This window comes from Corallococcus macrosporus (genome assembly GCF_017302985.1).
Classification (GTDB): Bacteria; Myxococcota; Myxococcia; order Myxococcales; family Myxococcaceae; genus Corallococcus; species Corallococcus macrosporus_A.
In genome coordinates, this window is the sequence record NZ_JAFIMU010000004.1 from 129508 (window position 1) to 148576 (window position 19069).

Here is a 19069-nt window from a genome sequence, read left to right on the forward strand (position 1 = left end):
GCCCGTGCCATGCTGTCCACTGCCATGACGTCGCCCCCGGATCCGCTGCCGTTCCCCGACAGCCTCTGCCACCGCTGCGCCGCGCCGCCCCGCTACGTCCAGACGCGGACCTCCACGTTCATCATGTGTCCGCTGCTGCCCCAGAAGTACGCGCCCCAGCCGGTGCGCGCGTGCTCGCTGTTCCGCCCCCGCGAGCCCGGCGCCGCGCCCACGTAGCGGCCATCCGGGTTCCCAAACAGAGAGCAGGCAGCGGGGCGGCGGAGGCCATCGCGCACGGGGCGTCCGTACCTTTGTCACAAGCAAAGGAGCCCCATGGCCACCCGACGGAAGACCCCCGCCGCTCCCCGGCGCAAGCACGCCGCGCACAAGAGCCACACGTCCGCCAGCGCCAGCGGCCGGTACACGGACCCCGCCCTGCGCGAGCGGCTCAAGAAGCGCATCATGAAGAGCGACAAGGGCGGCCGCGCCGGACAGTGGAGCGCACGCAAGGCCCAGCTCCTCGCCACGGAGTACAAGAAGGCCGGCGGCGGCTACCGGGGCTCCAGAGGCAGTGCGCAGCGCCATCTGGACTCCTGGACGAAGGAGGAGTGGGGCACGCAGGACGGAGGAACGCGCGCGCGTCACGGAAAGACCACCGCGCGCTACCTGCCCAAGGAGGCCTGGGCCCACCTGACCCCGTCGCAGAAGAAGGCGACCGAGCGGCGCAAGCGCGCGGGCTCCAAGGCGGGCCGCCAGTTCGTCGCCAACACGCCCGCCGCACGCCGGGCGAGGAAGCAGGCCACGAAGCGCCAGGCCGCGCCATCCCGGTCCTGAGGGCGTGCGACAGGTCCCGCGAGGACGGCCCGCGCTCGTGGCATAGAGTGCGGACCTCCTGGCCGCGGGGGACTCGCGCGCCGCCGGGAACGGAGAGGACGTCATGGACTGCGACTGGCTCGTCATCGGCTCGGGGTTTGGCGGCAGCGTCAGCGCGTTGCGGCTCGTCGAGAAGGGCTATCGCGTGGTGATGCTGGAGAAGGGCCGGCGCCTCCAGGGCCAGGACTTCCCCAAGTCCAACTGGAACCTGAAGCGCTGGCTGTGGATGCCGCGGCTGGGCTGGCGCGGCCTCTTCAAGATGACCTTCTTCCGCCACGTCACCGTGCTGTCCGGCGTCGGCGTGGGCGGCGGCTCGCTCGTCTACGCGAACACGCTGCCCATCCCGAAGGACGACTTCTTCGGCGCCTCCTCCTGGGGCCACCTGGCGCCGTGGAAGGAGGAGCTGGCGCCGCACTACGCGACCGCGCGCCGCATGCTGGGCGCCACCGTCAACCCGCTGAACACCTACCCGGATCAGGTGCTCAAGGAGGTGGGCCAGGAGATGGGCCGCACGGACTTCCAGTCCACCTCCGTGGCCATCTACTTCGGCGAGCCCGGCGTCACCGTGAAGGACCCCTACTTCAACGGCGAGGGCCCGGACCGCACCGGTTGCAACGCGTGCGGCGGCTGCATGCTGGGCTGCCGCAACAACGCCAAGAACACGCTGGACAAGAACTACCTCTACTTCGCGGAGAAGAAGGGCCTCACCCTCCACGCGGACACGGAGGTGACGTGGGTGCGCCCCCTGCCGGGCGGTGACGGCTACGAGGTGACGGCGAAGCAGGGCACCGGCTTCTTCCGCAAGACCCGCCGCTTCACCGCGAAGCACGTCATCTTCGCGGGCGGCGTGCTGGGCACCATGGACCTGCTGCTCAAGCTCAAGGACGCGAAGGACGGCCTGCCGAACCTCTCCGAGCGCGTGGGCGACGGCGTGCGCACCAACTCCGAGGCGCTCATCGGCATCGTCAGCGGCAACAAGCAGAAGGACCGCGACCTGTCCCGGGGCATCGCCATCGGCTCCATCCTCCACACCGACGAGCACTCGCACCTGGAGCCCGTGCGCTACCCGGCGGGCTCCGGCTTCTTCCGTCTGCTCATGGCGCCCCACGTCCCCGGCGCCACCGCGTGGACGCGCATGGCGCGCCTGGTGGGCCTGCTCGCGCGAAAGCCCCTGCGCTTCCTCCAGGCGTGGTTCGTCCCGGACTTCGCGCGCCGCACGATGATCCTCCTGTACATGCGCACCATGGAGGGCCACCTGCGCATGCGCCGCGGCCGCGCGCTCACCACCGGCTTCCGCTCCGGCCTCACCACCGGCCTGCAGGAGGGCCCCGCGCCCACCGCGAACATGCCGGAGGCCTTCGACCTGGCGAAGCGCGTGTCCGACAAGCTGGATGGCTACCCCATGACCATGGTCAGTGAGACGCTCATGGGCATCCCCACGACCGCGCACATCCTGGGCGGCGCGTGCATGGGGGACTCGCCAAAGACAGGCGCCATCGACTCACGCCACCGCTTGTATGGCTATGAGGGGCTGTATGTGGTGGACGGCGCGGCCATCTCCGCCAACCCGGGCGTCAATCCCTCTCTCACCATCACGGCGCTCGCCGAGCGCGCCATGAGCTTCATCCCCGCCGCCCGCGAGCTGCCCCGGGGCGACACCGACGCGACACTCGAGGCGCCCTCGCGGCCCCACGCCGTCGCCTCCTGAAGGTGCCCCTCGGCGCGTGTGCGCGCCCACCCCCTGTGCCCCCTTGAGACCCGGGGCGCTGCCATTGGACAGAGCTGGGCGCCGGCCTCGTACTCCGGTCCCGGATGCGCTGGCTGCTGTAGCAACGGGGATGGCCAGGATGTCATTGTTGGCAGGCAATGCACGGGATGGAGCCGCCCTCTGGCTCTGTCTCACACCGTCGGCGTGGGTGGGAGCCGGCAGTGTTCAAGCACAGGCACTCCTCGTGCCCCCGGGCAGCATGGTTGGTTCGGGGAGTTCCGTGTAGTTCCTATTTTTCAGGGTTAATCGCTTCCGCCACCATTCTGGTCGGGTGAAGAGATGACTGCGTCCATGCCAGCCTTTTCCCTTCATGCTCCGGTGAGTGTCTCTCCAGGTCTGGAAGGGCGGACGGCGGCGCTTCTGGCATTGCAGCTGCGTGAGTCTCGCAAGCGGGTGGATGGCCTGTTCACCTGGCTGATGCTGGGGCAGTGGGTGGCCGCGGTGCTGGTGGCGCTGTTCGTGTCTCCCTATGGCTGGGAGGGCAAGGTGCGCGCGGTGCACCTGCACGTGCAGACGGCGGTGCTGCTGGGCGCGGCGCTGAGCGTGTTCCCGGTGATGCTCGCGCGCGTGCACCCGGGGGAGGCGGTGACGCGTCACGTGGTGGCGGTGAGCCAGATGCTCTGGTCCGCGCTGCTCATCCACCTGACGGGGGGCCGCATCGAGACGCACTTCCACATCTTCGGGTCGCTGGCGGTGCTGTCCTTCTACCGCGACCCGAAGGTGCTGCTCAGCGCCAGCCTGGCCATCGTGGTGGACCACTGCATGCGCGGCGCGCTGTGGCCGGAGTCCGTCTACGGCCAACTGCACCCGGAGTGGTGGCGCTTCCTGGAGCACGCCTTCTGGGTGGCCGTCATCGACGCGGTGTTGCTCGTCGCCTGCCGGGACGCGCTGCGCGACCTGCGGGAGCGGGCCGGGCGCCAGGCCCTGGCGGAGGCCGCCAGTGAAGAGGAGCTGGCGCTGCGGGCCGGGCAACTGGACGCCGCCGTGCGCGAGGTGCATGCCTTCCGCGACCACGCGGAGCGGATGGAGCGGCTGGCGTCGCTGGGGCAGCTCACCGCGACCGTCAGCCACGAGCTGCGCAACCCGCTGGCCGCCGCGCGCACCGCGCACGCGTTCGTCCTGCGCCGGCTGAGCAAGGCGGAGGCCTGGCCGTGCGACCCGCGCATCCCGCGCTTCCTGGACATCATCGACCGGGAGCTGCAGGCGTGCTCGGTCATCATCTCCGACCTGCTGGACTACGCGAAGGGCCGGCCTCCGCGCCGCACGCCCTGTCCGCTCAAGCCGCTGGTGGAGGAGGCCATCAGCGTGGTGCCCCGTCGCGAGGGCGTGCGCGTGAACAACCAGGTGCCGGACGGGCTGCCGGTGCCGCACCTGGACCGAGAGCAGTTCCGGCAGGTGTTGATCAACCTCATCCAGAACGCGGTGGAGGCCATCCCGCCGGAGCGCACCGGGACGGTCTGCGTGCACGCCGACGCGCGGGGCGAGGGAGGCTGGAGCCTGCGCGTGACGGACGACGGGCCGGGCATCCCCGCGCCGCTCCTGGAGCGCATCTTCGAGCCCATGTTCACCACCAAGCTGCGCGGCACGGGGCTGGGGCTCGCCATCGTGAAGCGGCTGGTGCAGGACCACGGCGCGCGCATCCAGGCGGAGAGCGACTTCGGCCATGGCTCGCGCTTCACAGTCCTCTTCCCGGACGCGTCTATCCAGGCGGCCGGTGCCGTAGCGCATCCCTGAAGTGAGTGCAGCGGCAGTCTGGCGACTCGCAAGTGGGGCGTGGGCCCACGCGAACATGGAGGATGAACATGCAGGCACAGGCGAAGCCTTTCCCGGAAGCGGGCTCAGTGGACGCGGACTGGGCGGTGCGGCGAATGGCGGCGACGGAGCAGGACACCGCCCGGGGCATGTTCTTCCTGGGAGTGCTGGAGTCGGTGCGCACCGGCGTGGGCGAGGAGGCGGTGGCCGCGTGCCGGGCCGTCACCGACGAGCGCCGCTTCGTGGGCTTCTTCAACTACCCGGTGGCCAGCTTCCTCAAGCTGACGCAGGTGGCGGCGCGGCTGCTGTCCCCGCGCTGGGGCGGCTTCGACGAAGCGCTGCGGCAGATGGGCATGCAGGGCACGCGCAGCTTCCTGGAGTCCGCGGTGGGCCGCACGTTCCTGCTCCTGGCCGCGGGCGACGCGCGCAAGCTCGTGTCGAACCTGCCGTCCGGCTACCAGATGGCGGTGAGCTACGGGGAGCGCTCCGTCGACTGGAAGGGGGAGGGGGACGCGCTGTTCGTCATGCGGCGCGACTTCCTGCCGGCCGCCTACCACGAGGGCGTCCTGCGCGAGGTGCTCACCATGGTGGGGGCCCGCAACCCGCGCGTCCAGGGGCGCAAGCTGGGCCTGCTGGACACCGAGTACCACATCACCTGGGAGGCGCCCGTCACGGTGGCCCCGGGCGCCCCGAAGGAGTCCCGCTGGCGGGTGTTCCAGTAGGCCACGGGGACACCCGGTGCGGGGCCGGGTCCCCCACCGGCCGGGCGTCCGGAACGTGCGGCCCCGGCCTCCGGGCGCTACGCTTCATCCCCATGTGTGGCCGAGTCACCGTCCGGACCTCTCCCGCGCAGCTCGTCGCCGAGCTGGAGCTCGCGGGCGCGCGCGCGACGCTGGAGCGCGAGCGTTTCAATCTCTGTCCCACGCAGCTGTTGCCCGTGGTGCCCAATGACGGCGCGCGGCTCTTGGACGTGTTCCGCTGGGGGCTCATCCCGTCCTGGGCGAAGGACGCGTCCATCGGCAACAAGCTCATCAACGCGCGCGGTGAGACGGTGGCGGAGAAGCCCAGCTTCCGCTCGGCGCTGAAGCGCAGGCGGTGCCTGGTGGTGGTGGACGGCTGGTACGAGTGGAAGCAGTCCACGAAGCCCAAGACGCCGTACTTCTTCCACCACCGCGACGGGAAGCCGCTGGCGCTGGCGGGGCTGTGGGAGGAGTGGACGGCGCCGGACACCGGCGAGGTGCTACGCACCTGCACCATCATCACCACCGGCCCCAACGCGCTGATGGCGCCCATCCATGACCGGATGCCCGTCATCCTGTCGCCGGAAGGCCAGTCGGTGTGGCTGCGCCCGGAGCCCCAGGAGGCGGCCGTCCTGCTGCCGCTGCTCGTGCCCGCGCCGGAAGCGCCGCTGGACGTCTATGAAGTGGCGCGCGGGGTGAACTCGCCCGCCAATGACAGCCCGGAGTGCGTGGCCCGCATCGCGGCCTGAGCTAGCCCGCCGAGGATTGCTCCTTCTCTCCAGACGGCGGGCAGGGGCAGTACGGCGCGACGGCCTCCAGCAGCAGCTCCATGTGCAGGGGCTTCTGTAGCAGCCCCACGACGCCCGCCATGCGCTCCGTCTGGAAGCTGGCGGTGAGCACGAAGACGGGGAGTCCGCAGAGGGTCGCATCGTCGTTCAGGCGCCGGAGGAAGCCGTAGCCGTCCATCACCGGCATCATCAAATCCAGCAGGACGATGCAGGGCTTGCGGCAGGAGGCCAGGGCCAGCAGCCCCTCCTCGCCATTGGTCGCCGTCAGGACGGAGTAGCCTTCGAGCTCGAGGTACCGGGCCATCACTTCCAGCTCCGGCTCGTCATCGATGATGAGAATCAGGGGCGGGGTCGTCGCGTCGGGCACGGCTCTCTCTTCCGTGTGTTCGAAAGAAAGCTAGGTCGCCCAATCACCGCACTGCCCAGGGCCCGGCGTTGATTCCGGGTCGGCGGTCCTCAGCCCGGCCAATAGGGCAGGGGGCTGGTTGCCCGTCTACCCTGAAACAGTGGCGCGGCGGCCGCGGACACTTCCTGGGTGCACCGGAAAAAGCCTTCTAGAATTCGGGCATGACGTCCTCCGACAAGGCCGCGCCGAACCGGGGCCGGCGCATCGCCGCGGGCTCCGTCGCGGGGCTCGTCGTGCTGGCCGGCGCCTGCGCCGTGGGCGCGGAAACGGGGTTCCAGCACAAGGTCGAAGCCCCCTTGCGCCTCCAGCGCGACGCGCTCACCGCGAACGTGGAGGCCTACTGCGCTCAGGAGGCCGCGCTGGACGCGGACCCCTGGTTCCACGAAGGCCGGACGGAAGGGGACGCGGGGCAGTTGCTCAACGCGTGGCTGCCCTGGTCGCGCGACCTGAAGCGGGCGCCGCCGGAGGACTCGCCGCTGGTGCTCCCCGAAGCGCTGCGCGAGGAGGCCCTGGACCTGAGACAGGGCCGGTGGCTCACCGCGAACATCGACGTGTCCCGCCTGGACTTCGACTGGATGGTCCGGCTGCTCGCGTATGACCGGTGGGACCTGTTCAACGGCAGTCCCTTGAGCGCGGAAGGGCGCTTCAACTGGGTCGCGGGCGAGGTCCCCGACCTCTTCCTCCTCCAGCGCTGGGCGAAGTTCCGCATGCTGCACGGGATGAGGACAGGCCACCCGGTGGAGGCCGCGCAGCAGGTGCGCCACCTGGCGTGGCTGAGCCTGCGCACGGACTCGCTCGCGGGCGGCTCGCTCGCCGTCAACCTGCTCGACATCGAGCGGATGGCCCACGACGCCATGCCCTCGCCCCCGGCGGACTGGACGCCCATGCCCGCCGAGCAGACGGCCCGGATGAACGCCCTGCTGCTGACGGGCCCCCGCTTCGCCAGCCTCGCCGCGCCCCTGGACGTGGCCCGTCAGGCCCGCCGCTGCGCGACCCCGGCGAACCGCTGCATCGCCCTGACGGAGACCGCCTTCCACGCGCGGCTGCTGGAGCCTGTCGCGGACGCCGCCCTGGAAGCGGCCTCCGCCGCGCTCGACCGCGACCTGGCGGAGGCCGGCTGTCCCACGCTCGCAGCGCATGAAGTCCGGACGCGGGGTGTGACCCTGCGGGACCCTGCTTCCGGCATGTCCACCCTGGCCTCCTCCGTGGCATGGATCCCCGGGCCTCCCGGCCGCTGGCTCCGCTCACGCATCGGCTGGGGCGTCCTCGCCAGCGCGCTGGGAGACCTCCCTCCGCTGGATGAATACAAACCGAAACACCCCGACCGTCTCCGTGGCCAGGCAAGCACTCCAACCCCCTGAATCACCGTCCCCGAAGCACTGGATGAAGGCCTGCGCCTGCCCACCTCCATGGTTTTCCGTGGATGACATGGAACTGGCGCCTCGACTGACCTACAGTTCTTGAACGGAGGGGGAAGTTTGCCCGAACTGCCACCCAGCGCGTATCCGGCCTTGTTCGAGCACACGCGAGACGGCGTGCTCGTCCTGGACCCGACCCTGCGGGTCGTGGCCGTGAACCGCGCCGCGGAGGCGCTGCTGGGGCCCCGTGACCTGTTGATGGGTCAGCCGGTGGATCGCCTGCTGCCGGGTTGGACGCCCCCCCAGGTTTCGCCGGCGGACGCTTCTCCCCATGAGTCGGACTGCCACGTGGGCCCGGTGCACCCGGTGCGCGTGACGGCCGTGCCGCAGGACGGGGGCTGGATGCTGCTGCTCCGGGGAATGGACGCCGCCCAGACGGCCGAGTCCATCCTCCGGCAGCAGAAGGAGTTCTTCGAGGCGGTGGTGCGCCACAGCCCGGTGGCCATCATCACCATCAGCCGCGCCTTCGAGGTCCTCACCTGGAACCCCGCCGCGGAGCGGCTCTTCGGCTACACGCCGCAGGAGGCGCTGGGGCGCAACATCCTCAAGCTGGTGGCCAACGCGGACGGCATCCTTCCGGAGGCGGAGGAGACGTCGCGCGAGGTGCTGCGCAAGGACCGCGTGCACGTCGTCACCAAGCGCGTGCGCAAGGACGGCACGGTGGTGGACGTGGAGCTGCGCGCGCTGCCGGTGACGGTGGCCGGGCAGTCCATGGGCTTCATCGCCATCTACCACGACGTCACCGACCTCCAGCGGGCGCGCCAGGCCGCCGAGGACGCCAACCAGGCCAAGAGCCTGTTCCTGGCCACCGTGAGCCATGAAATCCGCACGCCGATGAACGCCATCATCGGCATGGCGGGGCTGCTCATGGACACGGCGCTCACGCCCGAGCAGCGCGACTTCGCGTCCACCATCCGCCAGAGCGGCGACGCGCTGTTGGGGCTGCTCAACGACATGCTGGACTTCTCCAAGATCGAAGCCGGCCGGGTCGAACTGGAGCAGCAGCCCTTCAACCTGCGCCAGTGCGTGGAGTCCGTGCTGGACCTGCTCGCCATGCGCGCGAGCGAGAAGTCCCTGGACCTGGGCTACCACGTCACCGACGAGACGCCCGTCACGGTGGTGGGCGACGGCGCGCGCCTGCGGCAGGTGCTGCTCAACCTGGTGGGCAACGCGGTGAAGTTCACCGAGCGCGGCGGCGTGTCCATCTCCGTGGACACCCCGCGCCAGCCGCTCGCGCCGGGCGGCCTCTTCGAGCTGCACTTCGCGGTGCAGGACACCGGCCTGGGCATCTCCGAGTCCGCGCGCGGCGGCCTGTTCCAGCCCTTCAACCAGTTGAATGAATCCGTGTCGCGCCGCTACGGCGGCACGGGGCTGGGGCTGGCCATCAGCAAGCGGCTGGTGGAGGCGATGGGCGGGCGGCTGTGGATGGAGAGCGAGGGCGTCCCGGGCCGGGGCGCCACGTTCCACTTCACCTTCCAGGCGCGCGAGGCCCCGCGCAGCGCGGACGCCCTGCGCCCGGACGCGCTGAAGCTGCACGGCCGGCGCGTGCTGGTGGTGGACGACAACGCCATCAACCGCAAGCTGCTGGGCCGCCAGCTGGCCGCGTGGGGCATGGCCATCGTGGAGGTGGGCTCCGGCGCGGAGGCGCTGTCGAAGCTGGAGTCCGGCGCCCGCTTCGACCTGGCCATCCTGGACCACCGCATGCCGGTGATGGATGGCCCCACGCTGGCGGCGCACATCCGCCAGCAGCGCGACGCGCGCGAGCTGCCCCTCCTGTTGCTCACGTCGTACGACCAGCGCGACGCGCAGCCGCCGGGCCTGTTCACCGCGGTGCTGCCCCGGCCGGTGAAGGCGTCGCAGCTGCACGACGCGCTGATGACGTGCCTGGCCCAGGACCTCATCTCCGCCCGGCCCCTGCCCGTGGCCCCCGCGCCCGCCACGCGCGAGCGCTCCGTGTTCAACACGCGCCCCGGCGAGCAGATGCCGCTGCGCATCCTGCTGGTGGAGGACAACCCCACCAACCAGAAGCTGGCGCTGCTGGTGCTGGAGCGGCTGGGCTACCCGGCGGACACCGCGAACAACGGCCGCGAGGGGCTGAACCTCCTGGCGAAGAACCGCTACGACGTCGTGCTGATGGACGTCCAGATGCCGGAGCTGGACGGCCTGGAGACGACGCGCCAATTGCGCAAGGACGTGCCCATGCGCGAGCAGCCGTGGGTCATCGCCATGACGGCCAACGCGATGACGGCGGACCGCCGCGAGTGCCTGGACGCGGGCATGGACGACTTCCTCAGCAAGCCCATCCGCGTGGAGGAGCTCATCTCCGCGCTGCGCCGCGCCTGGGAGCGCCTGCCGCGCGAGCCCGGCGCCGCCCCCATCGCTCGCGTCCCGGAGGTCGCCCGCCCGGGCGCCCCGCGCATCCGGGGGCTGGAGGCGGGCGCGCTGGACCGGCTGTGGCAGTCGCTGGACGGGCAGGTGGAGCGGATGCTCCCGGAGCTCGTGGACACCGCGCTGGAGAGCATGCCCCGGCTGATGGACGACGCGCGGGACGCGCTCGCGCGCGGCGAGCTGGAGACCCTGGCGAGGGCCGCGCACACGCTCAAGTCCAACGCGGCCTACTTCGGGGCGGCCACGCTGGAGTCGCTGTGCTGGGACATCGAGCAGCGCGCGGACGCCCGGGTGCTGGAAGGCCTGGAGCCGCTCGTCGCCCACTGCCAGGAGGCGCTGGAGGAGAGCCGCCAGCTCCTGGAGCAGCTCAAGCGCACGGTGCGCTGACGTTCAGGCCCGCTGCGGCGCGTTCGGATCGGTGATGGTGAGCGGCTGCCTGCGCCCGTCCTTCGCGACGAGGCTGGCGGTGAGGGCGAAGTCCGGCCCCATGCGCAGCTCCAGCGTGGTGGGGCCCGGGTGGGCCACGCGCCAATCCGGCTCGATGCGCACGGTGCCCAGCAGCTCGCGCTCCACGGTGGTGCGGTCCAGCGCCTCGAACAGCGCCACCGGCACCGGGCCGGGCCAGGGCGGCAGCTCCAGGTCCACGCTGCGCGTGCCGGGCACGGGCGTGTTGGCGGGGAGCACCTCGTGCTGGCCGCCGCCGGGCACCATGGCGCCAATGGGCATGGGCACCACGTCCGACAGGCCGCTGATGCCGCGCGCCAGGTTGCGTCCCAGGATGGCCGCGCCCACGGCCACGCCCAGCTCCGGGTGCACCTCCTTGTCCGACGACAGCTTCTTGAAGTGGGACAGGCGCGTGCGGATGGCGGGCATGCGCGTCTGGCCGCCCACCATGACCAGCTCGTCGATGGCGTCCGGCTTCAGGCCCGCCTTCTCCAGCACGTCGTCGCACGCGGCGGCGGTGCGCTCGATGAGCTGGAACACCATGGCCTCCATCCGCTCGCGGGTGAGCGTGACGTTGAAGTCCACGAAGGCGCCGTCCTTCTGCGTGATGCAGGGGATGCGGATGGGCACGGACGCGCCGCTGGAGAGGGCGATCTTCGCGGACTCCGCGGCGAAGACGAGCCGCTGCATCACGACCTTGTTGTCCCGCAGGTCGATGCCGTGCTGCTGGCGGAAGTCGTCCACCAGCGCCTCCACGATGGCCTCGTCGAAGTTGGCGCCGCCGAGGAACGCGTCGCCGCCGGTGGCCAGCACCTTCACCACGCGGTTCTGCACGGACATGAGCGTCACGTCGAAGGTGCCGCCGCCCAGGTCGAACACCATCACCGTCTGCTCGGGGTTGCGCAGGTTGGCGTAGTAGAGCGCCGCGGCGGTGGGCTCGTTGACGATGGCGCGCACGCGCAGGCCCGCCTTCTCCGCGGCGTGGCGGATGGCCTCGCGCTGGCGGATGTTGGCGTGCGCGGGCACGGTGAGCACGCACTCCTCGAACTTCTGGCCGGCCGCGTGCGTGGCCAGGGTGTTGATGTGCTTGAGGATGAAGTGCGCCACGTCGATGAGCGGCGTCACCTTCCCGTACACCTGCACCGCGGTGTAGCCGTCCGGGCCCTCCACCAGCTCGAAGGCGAAGCGGTTGCGGTGGCGGGCCACGTACTCGGACTGGAAGCGGCGGCCCAGGAAGCGCTTGGCGCCGAAGATGGTGTGGCGCGGGTCGTCGATGATCTGCCGCCGCGCCGCGGGGCCGACGATGGCCTTGTCGCCCGCGTGGAACCACGCGATGGAGGGCAGGGTGAGGCTCTTCTCCGCGATGGGCACCACGCGCAGCTTGTTCGCCTTGTCGAAGAAGGCCGCCGCGGTGTTGGTGGTCCCGAAGTCAATGCCGAGGATGGGGGCGGCGCTCGTGCTCATGAGAGGCCCCCATCCTCGCACGTCCCCGCGCGTCAGGGCACCCGCCGCGGGAGGGGAGGCGTGTTGTACCCGGCGTCACCGTAGGGCTTCAGGCGCTCCAGCCACATCTCCTCCAGCACCTTCAGCTCCTCGGCGGGGGGTGGCCCACCGGGCTCCTCGCGGGGCGGCAGCTTGTCCAGCACCTCGAAGGAGAACGCGGCCTCGCCGTAGCACTCCCAGTCCGCCTGCAGCTCGGGCACGCGGTGCATGCGCTGGGCGAACTCGAACCGGATGCGGTTGAACATCGCGGTGAGGTTGAGCGCGTGGCCCACGAAGAGCTTGCCGTTGGCGTGGCAGCGGATGGCGTAGATGCCCATGGGCACGTCCGCTTCCTTGTACGCGCGCTTGCGCTCGGCGCGGGACGCGCGCGAGTCATCACCGGGCGTCATGGTGGCCTCCGTAGCCCAGCGCGACGAGCTTCGACTCCAGCCGCTCCTTCGCGGCGGCGTCACGGGGGCGCACCCAGTCCCGGCCCATCCGCTCCCAGTCCGCGTCCCGAGGGTCGATGCCCAGTGCCTGGAGGAAGTCGGCCTCGCAGACGAAGCACTGCGCGCCGAAGGGGAAGAGGAAGCCTCCCTGGGTCTCCCGCGAGCGCGCGGCCTCCTCGTAGGTGGAGAACCACCGGTTGAGGAACACGGCGTGGACCTTCCGGAAGAAGGCGCGCGTGTCCAGCGTCCGTGGGCCGTCCTCGACGGTCTGCTTCAGCTCCGCCCAGGTGGCGTGGCCGGCCTCCCGGGCAATGACGGCGAGCCCATGCTTGTGCTGCACGGTGTCCCGGCGCGCGAGCACTTCTCCCAGGGACAGGGACGCGAAGAAGGGCAGGGCGCGCATGCGCTCCGCGGCGCGGGTGGCGCGGGCGGTGTCGGACGAGTCCAGGTCCTTGATGAGCAGGGACGCGCGGACCTTGTATTCATGAAGCGTGACGGGGAGGGTGCTGCCGGTTCCCATGACGAATCCTCCGGTGCTGGCCCTCACCCGTTGGGGGACCGTGGAAGGACTGCATCGGGAGTCTGGCGACAGCGGGTGACGCGAGGGTGACGTCGTCTTTCCGGGCGGCGGGCACCCCTCGGCACCCGTGGGACGAATAGACCAGACGCCTCCGGCGGCCGTCAACGCGCTCGCGCAACGGGCCCCGGGTCGCACGCGAGCGTGTGCTGGAGGGCAGGCAGGCGCGGTGTGGCCGGCGGCCCGGCGGGACGTCTCGCGTGCTGCTACCGTGCAGGCGGTCGCACCGCGCAGGGGGGCAGTGATGCATCGATACATCGGGTGGCTGCTGATGCTGTGGCTGGCGTTCAGGCCCGAAGTCGCACGGGGCCAGGGAGGCCCTGCTTCACGCGACCCGGACTCGCTGAACCTCCTGGCTCCGCCCGGCATGGCGCCGGAGCCGGCAGCCCCCTTCGCCCCCACGTCCGTCTCCGCCACCGCGAAGCCTTCGCCGGACTATCGCGTGGGCAAGCACCTGGCGCTGGGGACGCTGATGGGGAGCGCCGGGTTCCTGAGCGGCGCCGTGACGGGGCTGGTCGCCGGCATCGCGCTGGACCGTCGGTGTGATGCGCTGGGCTGCCCGGGCTCCGCGATGAGCCTCGTCCCCGTGGGGCTGGGGGCGGCCATCGGGACCTCCCTTCCCATCTACTTCGCCGGCAACATGTCGGGAGGGCAGGGCAGCTACGGCCTCACCCTGCTGGGGGCCACCCTGGGCGCGGTGCCCTCCGCGCTGCTCACCCTCAGCGAGGACAGCGCCCTGCGGTCCGTGGGCGTCATCGGGCTGGTGGTGACGCCCTTCCTGGGCTCGTTCCTGGGCTACGGGCTGTCCCAGGACGGTGACGCTCCGGACGCGTGGCCTCCCTCGACCCCGAGCCTCCCGGGCGCCCAGGTCACGCCCATGCTCGGCATGTCGAAGAAGGGCGCCGTCGTTGGCGGGCTCATGGGCCAGTTCTGATCACGCCTCGGACTGGCCGCGGCGCAGGCCCAGGGCCTTCATCTTCTTGTAGAAGTGGCCGCGCTCCAGGTCGAGGATGCGCGCCGCCTCCGTCACGTTGTCGTGCGTGTGGGCGAGCACCCGCTGGATGATCTCCCGCTCCGCGTCCTCCACCTGCTCGCGGAAGGTCTGATCCACGCGCGGCTTCCACCCGCCCGGGCTGCTCGCGATGGCGGGCTCCGCGGCGGGGACCGTCACGGCCGCCGCCGTCACCGGCGCGGCGGGCACGTCACCGCCCACGGTGGGCTCGGGCATGGGGGGCAGGGGACGGCCGCGGGGCAGCAGCTCCAGCGCGTCCGTGCGCGAGACGATGGGGCCCTCGCACAGGATGGCCAGCCGCTCCACCAGGTTGCGCAGCTCGCGCACGTTGCCTGGATAGTCATACGCGCTCATCACCGCGAGCGCGTCCGGCGACAGCGCCAGCGGCCGCCGACCGTTCTTCGCGCACGCCTCGCGCAGGAACGTGTCGATGAGGTCCGGCAGGTCCTCGCGGCGCTCGCGCAACGGCGGCGAGTGAATCTGCACGACGTTGATGCGGTAGTAGAGGTCCTCGCGGAAGCGCCCCGCGGCGATCTCCTTCTCCAGATTCTTGTTCGTCGCGGCGATGACGCGCACGTCCACCTTGAGCGTCTCCGCGCCGCCCACGCGCTCCAGCTCTCCCTCCTGGAGCACGCGCAGGAGCTTGGACTGCATCGCGGCCGGCATGTCGCCGATCTCGTCCAGGAAGAGGGTGCCCTCGTGCGCCAGCTCGAACTTGCCGCGCCGCACGCTCACCGCGCCGGTGAAGGCGCCCTTCTCGTGGCCGAACAGCTCGCTCTCGATGAGGTCGTGCGGCACCGCGGCGCAGTTGAGCTTCACGAACGGGCCGCCCTTGCGCCGGGAGTTCTGGTGCAGCGCCCGCGCGATGAGCTCCTTGCCGGTGCCGTTCTCACCGGTGATCAGCACGCGCCCCTCGCTGGGCGCCGTCCGCTGGATGAGGGAGAAGATGCGCTGCATGGCGGGCCCTCCACCCACCATGTCGAAGCGGCCCAACTGCGCGCGCAGCTCCTGCAATTCCTCCATCGCCGCCTGGTGCTTGAGCGCGTTTCTCAGCGCCACCAGCAGCCGGTCCCGCGCCAGCGGCTTCTCCAGGAAGTCGCGCGCGCCCAGCTGCGTCGCCTTCACCGCGGTGTCGATGGTGCCGTGGCCCGACATCATGATGACGGGCAGGTCCGGCTTGAGGGCCGTGAGCTTCGAGAGCACCGTGAGGCCGTCCATGTCCGGCATCTTCACGTCCATCAACACCGCGTCCACGGGCCGCGCGCTCACCACGTCCAGCGCCACCTGCCCGCTGCTGGCCAGCTCGGTGCGGTAGCCAGCCAGCTGCAACGACTGGCTCAGGGTGAGGAGGATGTTTTTTTCGTCATCGACGATGAGGACGGCGGCGGGCATGGGCAAACCGCTCACACTCTCATGGAAATAATCGGGGCTTCAAGGGTCTCGTGCTGCCCCCAGGGCGGGGGAAAAGACAAATCTTTTGACTCTCCCCGGTGGGTCCGACTACACGCGACACGCCTGGGTCCATCCCCTGTGGGCCTCTCTTTTCCCGTGGTTGCTGTCGGAGGAATGATGCGTCGGATTTCGCTTTGGGCCGGGTTGGCCCTCGCCGTGGCCGTGCTGACCGGGTGCCCGCCCACCTACCCCAAGTGCAACAACGACGAGCAGTGCCAGGAGAAGGGCGAGGTCTGCGTCCAGGGCCAGTGCCAGGAGTGCGCGACGGACGCGAACTGCCGCGAGGGCTTCACCTGCCAGGCCAACAAGTGCGCGCCCAAGCCCCCCGAGTGCACCACGGACGCGGCCTGTGGCTCCGGCCGCATCTGCGAGGCCGGCAAGTGCGCCGAGGCCCAGTGCAAGGATGACTCCGCGTGCAACGGTGGCAAGTGCCAGGCCGGCCGCTGCCAGGCCCCCAAGGACACCTGCTCCGCCAGCACCGACTGCGGTGAGGGCCAGGAGTGCCAGTCCGGCAAGTGCGTGACGGCGGACGCCAGCTCCAAGTGCGACTACTCGCCGGTGCCCTTCGGCTTCAACGAGTCCACCCTGGACTCCAGCGCGCAGTCGCGCCTGGGCGAGCTGGCGGCCTGCATCAAGGCGAGCCAGGGCAAGATCACCCTGGGCGGCCACGCGGACGAGCGCGGCACGGAGGAGTACAACCTCCAGCTGTCCAACCGCCGCGCCGCGGCCGTGAAGCGCTACCTGGTCGACCTGGGCGTGCCGGGCAACCGGCTGTCCACGGTGGGCTATGGTGAGACCCGCCCGGTGTCCAGCGCGGCCACCGAGGAAGGCTGGGCGGAGAACCGCCGCGTGGAGTTCCAGCGCTAGTTCTGGGGTAGGCTCTGGGGCGCATGGCCGCCCTAGAGTCGGAAACGACGCGACAGTCCTACCTGGTCTTCGCGTGTGGAAGCAGTTGGTACGCGGTGCCCGCGGAAGCCGCGGCGGAGGTCGTCACCTTCCCCGAGCTGACGCGGGTACCGGGTTCCCCGCCCCACCTGCTGGGTGTGTTCGCGCACCGGGGTGAAGTCATCCCCGTCGTGGACATGAGCCTGCTGGTGGGCGGGGTGTCCGCCGGGTCCCGCCGCGCCGTCCTGGTGCGGCTGGCCCGCGGCACGCTGGCCCTCACCGCCAGCACCGTCGCCGGCGTGTCCGCCCTCATGGGACCGCTGGAGCCCCTGGGCCCGTCCGGCGTGCACGTCCACCTGCGCGGCCCCGTGAAGAGCGGCTCGCGCGACGTGGCCGTCATCGACCCGGAAGGCCTCTTCGACCACCTCAGCCAGGGCGGCTAGCGCCAATGCCTGCCGCGGGCCGGGTCGAGGGGACGCTCCTGTGCCACGTGGGGCCGCACCGCATCGCCTTCGAGGCGGGCGAGGTGGCCTCCATCGCCGCGCCGGACGTGGGCACGGTGTCCGCCCACCGGGCCTTCCACGGTGACGGTGGCGCCCAGCGCGTGCTCGTGACGGCCGCCGGGGGAACGGTGGGCGTGGACGGGCTGGAGATCGACTCGGAGGTGCTGTCGGTGCTGCCGCCCTCGCCGGTGGTGGCGGGGGCCTCCGGGGGAAGCCTGCGCGGCTTCGTGCTGACGCGCGGGGTGCTCTGGCCGCTCTTGCACCTGGAGGCCTTCCAGCGCTACCTGCGGGGCCTGGCCGGGGAGGGCGCATGACGCCGCCGCCGGAGCTGCGCTCGCTGGGCCGCTGGACGACGCGGCCGCGCATCCCGGGCAGCTGCCTGGGCGTGGGGGTGGCGTTCCTGCACATCCACCTGTCGCACACGCTGCCGGAAGCCGGGCGCACGCCGCTGACGGGGCTGATGTTCTGCGCGCTCGCGCTGTTCATCAGCGTGGGCTACGCGCGCGACGCGCGGGCCCTGCGCACGCTGTTCGCGCTGGGCGAGGGACAGCTGCCCGTCACGTCCGAGCACCTGCTGGTGGCGGTCCAGGAGGTGGCGGCCATCCCCGGCCGCAGCTTCTGGTTCGTGATGCAGGGGTGGCTGGGCGGCACGCTGACGGTGGCGGTGGCCTTCCCCACGCTGGCGCACGTGCCGTGGACGGAAGGGCTGCGCGTGACGGCGCTGGGGCTGTCCATCGGTCCCCTGAGCGCGATGCTCGTCTACCTGATGGTGGTGCGCCGCGCGCGGGCCACGCTGGCGCGGCTGGTGGAGCTGGGGCCGTCGCCGCTGGAGGTGCTGGCCGCGCTGCCGCCCCGGCGCATGCACATCCGCCGCCGGCTGGTGGTGTTCACCGCCATCGCGGTGCTGAGCCCGTCCCTCTTCATCCTGGACGTGGCCTTCACGCGCACGGTGACGGTGGTGGACGCGTGGGCCCAGGCCACCACCCCGGCGGAGCGGGCGGAGGTGATGGCCCGGGCGCGCCAGGGCGAGGGCGCGCCGCTGGGGCTCATCGCGGGGCTGGTGACGCTGCTCATCCTGGGCACCGCGGCGCTCGCGGGCACGGCGCTGTCGGAGCCCCTGCGCGCCATCACCGAGGACGCGACGCGCATCGCGCGAGGCGAGGTGCGGCCCCCGCGCGTCATCCACGCCGAGGACGAGGTGTGGGCCACCTCCGCGGCCTTCACCCAGATGCAGGTGCAGCTGGTGCAGGCCCTGTCGCAGCTCAAGCGGGCGGGCATCCAAATCTCCTCCACCACCGAGCAGCTGGTGGCCACCAGCACGGAGCAGGAGGTGGGCGCGGACGAGCAGGCCGGCGCGCTCAACGCCACCAGCGCCACCACGGAGGAGCTGGCCCGGTCCGCGCAGCAGATCGCCGACAACGCGGAGTCCGTGTCCGCCATCGCGGAGACGACCTTCGGCGCGGCGCAGTCCGGCCAGCGCGGCGCCACCGCCTTCCTGGGCGCCATGCAGCGCATGAAGGAGGACAACGAGGCCATCGCGGACGCGGTGGTGCGCCTCAACAAGCGCGTGCAGCAGATTGGCAAGGTGGTGGAGTTCATCAACGAGATCGCCGACAAGTCCGACCTGCTGGCGCTCAACGCGGAGCTGGAGGGCACGAAGGCGGGCGAGGTGGGGCGGGGCTTCTCGCTGGTGGCGGCGGAGATGCGAAGGCTCGCGGAGAACGTCATCCGCTCCACGAAGGAGATTGAGGGCCTCATCGGGGAGATCCGCGACGCGACGAACGGCGCGGTGATGGCCACGGAGGCGGGCCTCAAGACGACGGAGCTGGGCACGCTCCTGGCGGCGCAGGTGGACGACAGCCTGGGGCTCATCCTGGAGCTGGCGCGGCAGACGTCGCACGCGGTGCGCAGCATCTCGCTGGCGACGCTGCAGCAGCAGACGGGCACGGATCAGCTCGCGGCGGCCATGGGCGACATCCTGCGCGTCACCGAGCAGAACGCCGCGGCCACCAAGCAGATGGTGGCGGCCAACGCGGACCTGTCCGCCCTGGCGGCGGACCTGCAACACGTGGTGCAGCGCTTCCACGTCGAGCCGTCCACGGGCGAGCCCAGCGGGGCTCCTCTTTCGGCGCCTGCGTCGGGAGGTGGGTGAC

18 protein-coding genes are annotated in these 19069 nt (G+C 71.3%); 13 read left to right on the plus strand and 5 right to left on the minus strand.

Annotation, left to right across the window (positions count from 1 at the left end; genetic code table 11):
• Window positions 1–24 precede the first annotated feature (24 nt).
• From JYK02_RS06005 to JYK02_RS06030, 6 genes are all read left to right on the plus strand, one after another.
• On the plus strand, window positions 25–216 hold the full coding sequence (locus tag JYK02_RS06005) for a hypothetical protein (RefSeq protein WP_207049350.1): 192 nt from the start codon (window positions 25–27) through the stop codon (window positions 214–216).
• A 96-nt stretch (window positions 217–312) separates the two neighbouring features.
• Complete coding sequence (locus JYK02_RS06010) at window positions 313–813, plus strand: hypothetical protein (RefSeq protein WP_207049352.1); 501 nt, start codon at window positions 313–315, stop codon at window positions 811–813.
• 103 nt (window positions 814–916) lie between these two features.
• Window positions 917–2560, plus strand: a complete 1644-nt coding sequence (locus JYK02_RS06015) for a GMC family oxidoreductase (RefSeq protein WP_207049354.1) — start codon at window positions 917–919, stop codon at window positions 2558–2560.
• 351 nt (window positions 2561–2911) lie between these two features.
• The gene (locus JYK02_RS06020; protein WP_207049356.1) at window positions 2912–4354 is read left to right on the plus strand and encodes a sensor histidine kinase; all 1443 of its coding nucleotides are present in this window, start codon (window positions 2912–2914) and stop codon (window positions 4352–4354) included.
• Window positions 4355–4422: 68 nt separating this feature from the next.
• The gene (locus JYK02_RS06025) at window positions 4423–5094 is read left to right on the plus strand and encodes a DUF2378 family protein (protein ID WP_207049358.1); all 672 of its coding nucleotides are present in this window, start codon (window positions 4423–4425) and stop codon (window positions 5092–5094) included.
• A gap of 92 nt (window positions 5095–5186) precedes the next feature.
• Entirely contained in the window at window positions 5187–5861 is a 675-nt protein-coding gene (locus JYK02_RS06030) for an SOS response-associated peptidase (protein ID WP_207049360.1), read from the plus strand.
• 1 nt (window position 5862) lies between these two features.
• On the opposite strand, the gene JYK02_RS06035 is transcribed toward JYK02_RS06030, so the two are convergent.
• Window positions 5863–6267, minus strand: coding sequence for a response regulator (locus JYK02_RS06035; protein WP_347402438.1), 405 nt, complete (start codon window positions 6265–6267; stop codon window positions 5863–5865).
• A 200-nt stretch (window positions 6268–6467) separates the two neighbouring features.
• Between JYK02_RS06035 and JYK02_RS06040 the strand changes: the two genes are divergently transcribed.
• Together JYK02_RS06040 and JYK02_RS06045 are read left to right on the plus strand one after the other, a co-directional pair.
• On the plus strand, window positions 6468–7667 hold the full coding sequence (locus tag JYK02_RS06040) for a hypothetical protein (RefSeq protein ID WP_207049362.1): 1200 nt from the start codon (window positions 6468–6470) through the stop codon (window positions 7665–7667).
• Between the two features lie 117 nt (window positions 7668–7784).
• Entirely contained in the window at window positions 7785–10499 is a 2715-nt protein-coding gene (locus tag JYK02_RS06045; RefSeq protein ID WP_207049369.1) for a PAS domain-containing hybrid sensor histidine kinase/response regulator, read from the plus strand.
• 3 nt (window positions 10500–10502) lie between these two features.
• On the opposite strand, the gene JYK02_RS06050 is transcribed toward JYK02_RS06045, so the two are convergent.
• The 3 genes from JYK02_RS06050 to JYK02_RS06060 are packed head-to-tail and all read right to left on the minus strand — an operon-like array spanning window position 10503 to window position 13007.
• Window positions 10503–12020, minus strand: coding sequence for an Hsp70 family protein (locus JYK02_RS06050; protein WP_207049371.1), 1518 nt, complete (start codon window positions 12018–12020; stop codon window positions 10503–10505).
• Between the two features lie 32 nt (window positions 12021–12052).
• On the minus strand, window positions 12053–12448 hold the full coding sequence (locus JYK02_RS06055) for a GIY-YIG nuclease family protein (RefSeq protein WP_207049373.1): 396 nt from the start codon (window positions 12446–12448) through the stop codon (window positions 12053–12055).
• The gene (locus JYK02_RS06060) at window positions 12435–13007 is read right to left on the minus strand and encodes a hypothetical protein (protein ID WP_207049375.1); all 573 of its coding nucleotides are present in this window, start codon (window positions 13005–13007) and stop codon (window positions 12435–12437) included. Before JYK02_RS06060 ends, JYK02_RS06055 begins: the two co-directional genes overlap by 14 nt.
• Window positions 13008–13308: 301 nt before the next feature.
• Between JYK02_RS06060 and JYK02_RS06065 the strand changes: the two genes are divergently transcribed.
• A complete protein-coding gene (locus JYK02_RS06065; RefSeq protein ID WP_207049376.1) occupies window positions 13309–13998 on the plus strand; it encodes a hypothetical protein in 690 nt (229 codons plus the stop codon).
• Here the strand turns inward: JYK02_RS06065 and JYK02_RS06070 are convergent, their stop codons facing one another.
• Window positions 13999–15468, minus strand: a complete 1470-nt coding sequence (locus tag JYK02_RS06070) for a sigma-54-dependent transcriptional regulator (RefSeq protein WP_207049378.1) — start codon at window positions 15466–15468, stop codon at window positions 13999–14001. It lies immediately after the preceding gene.
• A 177-nt stretch (window positions 15469–15645) separates the two neighbouring features.
• Between JYK02_RS06070 and JYK02_RS06075 the strand changes: the two genes are divergently transcribed.
• Genes JYK02_RS06075 through JYK02_RS06090 form a run of 4 tightly spaced genes read left to right on the plus strand, consistent with a single transcriptional unit; the run spans window position 15646 to window position 19068 of the window.
• Window positions 15646–16395 carry an OmpA family protein gene (locus tag JYK02_RS06075; protein ID WP_207050587.1) on the plus strand — a complete coding sequence of 250 codons (750 nt, stop codon included), beginning with the start codon at window positions 15646–15648 and terminating at the stop codon, window positions 16393–16395.
• 23 nt (window positions 16396–16418) lie between these two features.
• A complete protein-coding gene (locus tag JYK02_RS06080) occupies window positions 16419–16856 on the plus strand; it encodes a chemotaxis protein CheW (RefSeq protein WP_207049379.1) in 438 nt (145 codons plus the stop codon).
• Window positions 16857–16861: 5 nt separating this feature from the next.
• Entirely contained in the window at window positions 16862–17230 is a 369-nt protein-coding gene (locus JYK02_RS06085) for a protein CrdC (protein WP_207049380.1), read from the plus strand.
• A complete protein-coding gene (locus JYK02_RS06090; RefSeq protein WP_207049381.1) occupies window positions 17227–19068 on the plus strand; it encodes a methyl-accepting chemotaxis protein in 1842 nt (613 codons plus the stop codon). The genes JYK02_RS06085 and JYK02_RS06090 overlap by 4 nt, the downstream gene beginning before the upstream one ends.
• The last annotated feature ends 1 nt before the right edge of the window (window position 19069 follow it).